The 8359-nt window shown below is 41.0% G+C and carries 8 protein-coding genes; 2 read left to right on the forward strand and 6 right to left on the reverse strand.

Translation table 11 applies throughout. The features are described 5' to 3' along the window. Window positions 1-851, reverse strand: an 851-nt coding sequence (gene miaA / locus LD39_RS04120; RefSeq protein ID WP_035543173.1) for a tRNA (adenosine(37)-N6)-dimethylallyltransferase MiaA, incomplete at its 3' end; no start/stop codon positions are given. 188 nt (window positions 852-1039) lie between these two features. Here miaA and LD39_RS04125 point away from each other — a divergent pair. Both LD39_RS04125 and LD39_RS04130 read left to right on the forward strand, forming a co-directional pair. Next, window positions 1040-1399, forward strand: coding sequence for a helix-turn-helix domain-containing protein (locus tag LD39_RS04125; protein WP_035543175.1), 360 nt, complete (start codon window positions 1040-1042; stop codon window positions 1397-1399). A gap of 187 nt (window positions 1400-1586) precedes the next feature. Next, window positions 1587-1799 carry a zinc ribbon domain-containing protein gene (locus tag LD39_RS04130; protein ID WP_035543176.1) on the forward strand — a complete coding sequence of 71 codons (213 nt, stop codon included), beginning with the start codon at window positions 1587-1589 and terminating at the stop codon, window positions 1797-1799. 49 nt (window positions 1800-1848) lie between these two features. On the opposite strand, the gene mutL is transcribed toward LD39_RS04130, so the two are convergent. From mutL to LD39_RS04155, 5 genes are all read right to left on the reverse strand, one after another. Further along, window positions 1849-3702 (reverse strand): DNA mismatch repair endonuclease MutL, encoded by a 1854-nt coding sequence (mutL, locus tag LD39_RS04135; protein ID WP_035543177.1) that lies wholly within the window; start codon window positions 3700-3702, stop codon window positions 1849-1851. Window positions 3703-3715: 13 nt separating this feature from the next. Further along, window positions 3716-6301 carry a DNA mismatch repair protein MutS gene (gene mutS, locus LD39_RS04140; RefSeq protein WP_035543179.1) on the reverse strand — a complete coding sequence of 862 codons (2586 nt, stop codon included), beginning with the start codon at window positions 6299-6301 and terminating at the stop codon, window positions 3716-3718. Between the two features lie 155 nt (window positions 6302-6456). Continuing rightward, window positions 6457-7032, reverse strand: coding sequence for an outer spore coat protein CotE (locus LD39_RS04145; RefSeq protein WP_035543182.1), 576 nt, complete (start codon window positions 7030-7032; stop codon window positions 6457-6459). A gap of 204 nt (window positions 7033-7236) precedes the next feature. After that, on the reverse strand, window positions 7237-7659 hold the full coding sequence (locus LD39_RS04150) for a RicAFT regulatory complex protein RicA family protein (protein WP_035543185.1): 423 nt from the start codon (window positions 7657-7659) through the stop codon (window positions 7237-7239). After that, window positions 7660-8359, reverse strand: a 700-nt coding sequence (locus LD39_RS04155; protein WP_035543186.1) for a MiaB/RimO family radical SAM methylthiotransferase, incomplete at its 5' end; no start/stop codon positions are given.

Raw genomic sequence — 8359 nt, forward strand, 5'->3', positions numbered from 1 at the left:
ACGTCCATCTTGTTTCTAAAATAAGTATATTGTCTTTTTGCGTATCTACGTGAATTCCGCTTCAGTAGTTCTATAGCTTCGTCTAAATCGTACTCTCCCTTAAAATATGGAATCAATTCCTTATATCCGATCGCTTTCATTGACTGTTGACCCTCGAGCCCCTCGTCATAGAGAGCTTTTACTTCCTTAACAAGTCCTTCCTCCACCATCTGATCTACCCTTCTGTTAATACGATCATAAAGCCGCTTCCGATCCATTTCAAGACCAATTAGGACCGGATGGAAGGGAGATTCTTCAGACTGCTCTTCCTGATATTCACTCATAACCTTGCCGGTCGTTTCATAAACCTCCAAAGCTCTCAACACACGCCGCTCATTATTTGGGTGAATTTTTTCGGCTTGCTCAGGATCGACTGCTTTCAAGCGATCATACATCTCTTGCATGCCTTTTTCGCTAGCTTCCGTTTCCAGCTCCTTAATCACTGCATCATCTTTTTTTACATCAGAGAAATTGAAATCATAGAGTGTTGCTTGTATGTAAAGTCCTGTCCCACCAACAATCACAGGTAGCTTCCCTTGATCATTGATCTTATAAATCAACCCCTGTACGGTTCTTTGGAATTCTGCAACAGAAAAATCATCAGACGGATCTTTGATATCAAGCATGTGATGCGGAACACCTCCCATCTCTTCTTCTGTTACTTTTGCAGTTCCGATGTCCATGGATCGGTACACTTGCATCGAGTCTCCACTAATGACTTCACCGTTAAAGGTTTTGGCAATTTGAATGCCGAGCTTCGATTTTCCGACTGCTGTCGGACCCACCACAGAAATCACTCTTGGTTTATTCATAATCTAACCCTCCTTCGCACTGACTATTATTATACATGAATCCCTCTATAATCATACCTCAGCACCTTAACTAACGAAAGTCGTTACCACTACTAACGGATTCCGTTATTAAAATTCAAAATATTCGTTAGTTTCACTATCGAGATTCGTTAGTTTGTGTTATAGTATAAAAAAGGAGGCGTATCACAGTGGTACATGAAAGAATTCGTTCGCTTAGGAAAGATAGAGGTTTTACACAAACGATGTTGGCTGAAAAAGTCGGTGTGTCTGCCCAGGTCGTCTCGAATTGGGAACGAAATTATACTTCTCCAGATTTGATCGACTTGACGAAGATCGCTCATGCTCTTCATACCACTGCGGATTATCTTTTAGGTCTCAGCGATGAGCTGGAAGATGAAATGCGTGAGATTAAACAACTCCTCGAAACTAAAGGTTACGATAAGCCAGTGTTTTTTGACAAAAAAGCCTGGTTCGGAATTCAGCCAGACGAAATTAAACAAATCGATAATTATTTTCGATTCTTACTGCAGCAAAAAAATATATCTTAACCCTTCCCCTACCCCACTACTAAGTTCGGGTAAGAGCAGGTGCAACGAGTACATACCATTCCAAATTGACAATAATTCCATTATGTCAATTTGGAATGGTATGTTTGTTTATGACCGATGTTTGGGAATTAACAGGATATCCCATCCATTTTATCGAATAGAACTATATAGGGAGGAGATGTGGTCTATGGATGCTAAGGAAAGATTGAAAGGCCAGAAAGTTGAATTCAACTGCCCGAATTGCGGAAAAACCATTGAAGTTGGCGCAGGTGCTATTTTTGAAGATAGCGACCATGTCACTTGTCCCCATTGTGATTCCGAGATTCACCTCCAAAATTCTCAAGCACTGAGTAAATTAGAAAAGCAATGGAAAGGGATCAAAAAATGGACGAAATCTTAAGAGAACAAAAATAAGCTCAACACCTCCAAAAGGTGTTGAGCTTTTTTGTTTATGACATGACTCTCTTAAACATTTTTTCCATTTCATATTCTGAGAAGAAGACTATAATCGGCCGACCGTGAGGACACGTAAACGGATCTGTTGATTTTCGTAAATCCTCGAGCAGTTGAAACATATCCGACTGATTCAAATAATGATTCGCCTTAATCGACCGCTTACATGACATAAGGATGGCTGCTTCTTCTCTTAATTTTAAAATGTTAATCCCCTCTTCATTCATGAGTTGTTCAATCATTTCATGAATGACTTCCTCTTCAAATCCATTCGGAAACCACTGCGGATGGCTGCGAACAATAAAACTATTGTCTCCAAACGGTTCGAAAAACAAACCTACCTTCTCCAGTTCAGATTTGTGTTCTTCAATTCGAAGCGCTTCTTGCCTGGAGAAGTCAAACGTCAAAGGCACAAGGAGTTCCTGAACCGCGTGATCAACTTCTGCCAACTTGTCTCGGAAAAATTCATATTTTATTCTTTCCTGAGCCGCATGTTGATCGACGATATACATCCCCTCTTCATTTTGCGCTAAAATATAAGTACCGTGAAGCTGACCGATCGGATACATCGCAGGCACTCTACTAGACTGTTGATGCCGGGAGTCTTCTTCTTTCTTAATTTCTGGCTTCCCAATATTTTCTTCTCCGAAATCAGCAGTCATTTCTTTAAGCACTTCATCCTGATGATTGGAAAAAGCAGCATCCTCCGGTTTTGATGGCTCCGCTTCTTGAATCAGATGTTGAACAGATTCTTCTCGCTTTTGGTGAGCTTCTTCCTTATGACCGTGATTGAAATTGAACGTTTCCTGAGTACTTTTTTCTTTTTTAGGCTTAGGTGGTGTTTGTTGAACATCAGGAATGAGCGTTTCTTTTCGGAACGCTTGTCGAATGGTTCCTTCGAGCACATCAAACAATTCTTTCTCTTTACTGAAACGGACCTCAAGTTTAGAAGGATGTACGTTAACATCAACGAGAATAGGATCCATCTCAATATTTAGCACAACAATTGGACTCTTTCCAATCGGCAGTAACGTGTGATATCCCTGCATAATGGCTTTATTCAAAGGAATATGCCTGATAAATCGCCCATTAACGATTGTGGACATGTAGTTGCGGGACGCCCGGTATATTTCAGGCTTTGCAATATATCCTTTAACTTTGAAATCAAGCGTCTCTGCTTCAATTGGAATCATTTTCCTCGCTACATTCACACCATAAATATTGGCAACCACCTGTAATAAATCCCCACGACCGTTCGTTTGGAAAATTTGTTTTTCATTATGGTTACAGGTGAATTTCACTTCAGGATGAGCAAGCGCCATTCGGTTCATGACATCCGTAATATGACCAAGCTCAGTATGAATCGTCTTCATGTATTTCAAGCGTGCAGGCGTATTGAAGAATAACTCCTCAACGGTAATATCCGTGCCCCGCCTTGCATCACTTTTATTCTGATTGATTAATTTCCCACCTTCGAGATCGAGCTTTGTCCCAGCTTCATCTCCAGTCGAGGTTCGGATGGACAAGCGGCTTACTGCGGCAATACTCGCTAACGCTTCTCCTCGAAAACCTAAAGTTTTAACGTGGAAAAGGTCACTCTCATCAATGATTTTACTTGTGGCATGTCTGTAAAACGCCCGCTCGCAATCTTCCTCGTCCATGCCAGCTCCATCATCGGTAATACGAATCCTTTCGAGTCCAGCTTCTGACAACTCTACATTAATCCAGCTTGCACCTGCATCGATACTGTTTTCCACTAACTCTTTAACGACAGAGGCTGGGCGCTCGACAACTTCTCCCGCAGCTATTTTGTTGGATAAATGGTCTGGCATGAGTTGAATTTGCGCCATCTCTGCTCCTCCTTTACGACTTGACTCTCTTCTGCAACTGATAAAGCTCATTCATCGCATCCATTGGTGTCATTTCCATTAGATTTAAATTTTGAATATGTTGTTCGATCTCCGCATCAGTCTTCTTCTTTTTCGGTTCCTTCTTCGATTTTATATCCTCAATAAACAAACTTAATTGTTCTTCGTCTTCTGCTGAAGCGGCCACTTCTCCCGTCGATGAGGAACGCTCAAGCTGTTCCAGCAGGTCGGTTGCCCGATGAATTAACGGCTGTGGAAGATCAGCGAGCTTTGCCACGTGAATTCCGTAACTTTCATCGGCAGGTCCTTCTTTAATTTGGTGCAGGAAGACGACATTTCCTTCGTATTCTTCTGCCCTGACATGAACATTTTTTAACCGTTCTAAATCATTTTCAAGGGATGTAAGCTCATGGTAGTGAGTAGAAAATAAAGTTTTCGCTCTTATATGTTCATGAATATGCTCAACAATGGCCTGTGCTAAAGCCATTCCATCGTAAGTGCTTGTGCCTCGTCCGATTTCATCGAGTAAGATCATGCTTTTTTCTGTAGCATGACTCAATGCATGATTAGCTTCCAACATTTCCACCATAAACGTACTTTGACCTGAAACAAGGTCATCCGCAGCGCCAATTCTTGTAAAAATTTGATCAAAGATCGGCATGGAAGCTGATTCACATGGAACAAAACATCCCATTTGCCCCAAAATCGCAGTAAGGGCAAGCTGTCTCATGTACGTACTTTTACCAGACATGTTTGGACCGGTTATCAGAAGAACGTCTGTCTCATCATTCATATAGATATCGTTTGGAACAAATGTATCTCCTTTTAGTACCTTTTCAACAACTGGGTGTCGCCCCTGTTTAATATCGACCGTTCTTGTTTCCTCGTTGTAAGTTGGACGGACATAGCTGTTTGTTTCAGAAGCTTGCGCGAATCCTTGAAGTACGTCAATTCTGCTGATCTGACCAGCTAAGTACTGGAGATCTTGGACATAGGACTTCACCTGGTCACGTACTTGCAGAAACAACTCGTATTCTAAGTCGACACTTTTATCTTGGGCTTCTAAAATGATCGACTCTTTTTCCTTTAATTCCGGTGTGATGAAACGCTCTGCGTTCGTGAGCGTTTGTTTACGTTCATACATTCCCTCTGGCAGCAAGCGTAAATTGGCTTTTGTCACTTCAATATAGTAGCCAAAGACCCGATTGTAGCCGACTTTTAGGGATTTAATGCCAGTCGATTTCCGTTCTTTCTGTTCCAGTTCCGCAATCCATTTTTTTCCGTTTTTAGATGCGTCTCTATATTCATCCAATTGATCATGAAAGCCGTCCTGTATCAACCCACCTTCTTTAATCGTCATCGGAGGGTCATCGGCAATGCTTGTTTCCAACAATTCTTTCAATTCTTTTAAAGGATCAATTGTTTGGAAAAGCTCCTTGATCGATGGATGGTGGAAGTCACGCAGCGTTTCTAATATTTCTGGGATTTTTCGTAATGAATTTCGTAATTGAATCAAGTCTCTCGCGTTAACATTTCCATAAGCGACTCTTCCCGCTAATCGCTCTAGATCATAAACTGAAGTTAATTGTTCTCTTAATGTTTCACGTTCAAGGAATTGATCAAGAAATCCTTCCACCTGACTGTGACGCGTATCAATCGCATGCTTTGAAAGCAAAGGACGTTCCATCCACTTCTTTAGCATTCGCGCTCCCATGGATGTGATCGTCTGGTCAATGATTGATAATAGACTGCCTGACTTTCCGCCTTTTCTTAACGTTTCAAGCAGTTCAAGATTTCGCTTCGAGTACATATCCAGTGTCATAAATTGCTTTAATTCCACGACCTTAACTGGTTGCAAATGATCGAGGGTACGCTTTTGGGTCTGCTGAATATATTGAAGTAATCGACCAAAACCGATCTTAAGCTTTTCCTGATGGACGTCTTTGACTAAAGAGACAAAATCCCCTTCAATCGTTGTATCATCTTGATAAGAAACTGTATAACCAAGCCGTTCTTTCAACATGTCCTGCTGCTCTGCTTCAAAGTCACTTGAAACTACCACTTCTTTCACAGGTCGGCTGTAAAGTTCACTTATAGCGGCATCAAATCCACCAGTAACCAGGGCGACACTGTTCTCCCCTGTAGATAAATCATTATAGCTTACGGTGTACGTTCCATCGTCGAATTCACTTAAGGAAGCAATATAATTGTTTTCTTTTTCATCTAACATGCTTCCTTCCATGACCGTTCCGGGAGTAATCAATTGTACTACTTCGCGCTTAACTACACCTTTTGCTTCCTTCGGATCTTCCACCTGCTCGCAAATAGCTACTTTGTAACCTTTCTCTACTAGCTGCTTTATGTAATTTTCAGCTGAGTGATAAGGGACACCGCACATCGGAATTCGTTCATCCGCTCCCCCATCTCTGCTGGTAAGCGTAATCTCCAACTCTTTAGATGCGGCAAGAGCATCCTCAAAAAACATTTCATAAAAATCACCTAGCCTGAAAAAGAGAAAGGCATCTTTTTGCTGAGCTTTGATTTTTAAATATTGCTGCATCATGGGTGTATATTGTGCCATATGGTAAAATCCTCCAAAACGTTCTTTATTCACACTGTACCAATTATAGCACACATCCTTAGGGGCCTTGAATAATATAAAATGGAAAATTGAAAGACCCCAACACGTCATGGGGTCAAAAAGAAATCCTCGCTGAATCAGCAAGGATTAGAAATTTAATCGTCTTTATCATGATCGCTACTAGATGATGACGGAAGAAAATCAGGATCAATCGCAGAAAAATCATCAGAAGATAGCTCATACTCATAATCATCATCGTTGTCGCAGCCATGCGGGTCGACTTTCACACACAATTTCGTTTCGCCAATAACATCAACCGTAAATTCTCTTTCTACTTCTACTGTAATTTTTTGGCCATTGCCTGAAATGTTAGCTTCCAAGCAATTTGGCTGCTGAACAACTTTAGCAATTACCTCAAAATCATCATGAACGCAGTTGTCATCTTTAATGGCTAACCTGACATGATCACAGTAGCTCACACGTTCAGTCACAACTTCCGTTTTGGTGTTGTCATTGTAGGAATACCATACGTTAATGTCATAACTTCCAGATACCTCTACATAGTCTCCTTTTTTCTTGGCATTGTAGATGTGATTGATTACCCAACAGCCTAGGATACTCGTTGGACGGTGTGAGGGACTGATCGTGTGTGTCGATTCCGTGAACTTTTTACCTTTTCCGATTACAGCTTTTGTAATGATCTCTCTGTAATCACGCTCAAAAAAAGACATAGGGTTTCTCTCCTCCTTATTCTACCACCCATCCTATGCAGGGGTTGGGCGAATGGTGACTAACAGGATAAAGCCTAAGGACGTGTTTAATTCATTCTATGCAAAAGCCCAAAAAATTGTACGAAAAAAATCCGCCAAAAGGGCAAACCCTCTGGCGGACGTGTCTTTGACAACGGAAAAATATTTATTTTGCGATCTTAAAACTTAATGACAGCCACTATTTTGAGCTTTAGATCCTGTTTCTCCTTTAAGCAAATCTCCTCCAGTTGAACGAATAATTTCATTCGTCACTTCTCGGGAAATAGTGCTTGAAACCATTTGTAGAATATCGTTAATAAGGACTTGGGATTCCTTGAACTCGGCAACAACTGGAATTTCATCCAATTCATTCTGCAGACGATCAATTTCACCTTCTACTTTTTGTAAGGCTTCTGTTTTACCATAAGCCTGGAAATTGACGGCTTGTTTTTGTAGCGCCTTAATCTTCTTAATATGAGATTGTACTTTTTGATTTTCATTCAATTTTGCTTCTAGCTGTTTGAAGCGATCGATTTCCTCGATATCAGCCATCATTTTCGCTAGTTTATGAGCTTCTTCAACGACTTGCTTACGTGTGTATTGTGCCATTTATTTCACCTCTAAGCTAGCTTCAACCATTTCTCCATCTAAGGACCAGGTCTTCGCTTTTGTTATTTTAATCGGAATGATACTTCCAATAGCAGTTCTTGGAGCTCTGAAATTAACGAGCTTATTACGTTTGGTGTAACCAGCAAGAACATCGGGGTTATTTTTACTTTCACCTTCAACAAGAACGTCAACAATTTCGCCTTCATACTGCTTCATCGCATTTGCAGATTGAGCATTTACAAGTTTGTTCAATCGCTGCAGACGATCTTTTTTCTCTTCCATGGACACATTGTCCTTCATCTTAGCTGCTGGTGTGTTCTCCCTAGGGCTGTAAATGAAGGTATAGGCCGCTTCAAATCCAACTTCTTCAACTAGCGAAAGAGTGTCTTGGAACTGTTCTTCCGTTTCATTTGGGAAGCCAACAATAATATCGGTCGTGAGAGTAGCTTCTGGCATTGCTGTACGAATTTTACGGACAAGCTCCATGTACTCTTCTCTCGTATATTTACGTCCCATGATTTTTAATACATCTGAATTTCCAGATTGAACTGGTAAATGGATATGGTCGAGCATGTTGCCACCTTTAGCCAAAACTTCAATCAAGCGGTCATCAAAATCACGTGGATGAGAGGTTGTAAATCTAACACGAGGAATATCGATGCTTCTCAGTTCATCCATCAGATCACCCAAGCCATATTCG

Origin of the sequence: Halobacillus sp. BBL2006 (assembly GCF_000786645.1) — a bacterium.
Taxonomy (GTDB): Bacteria; Bacillota; Bacilli; order Bacillales; family Halobacillaceae; genus Halobacillus.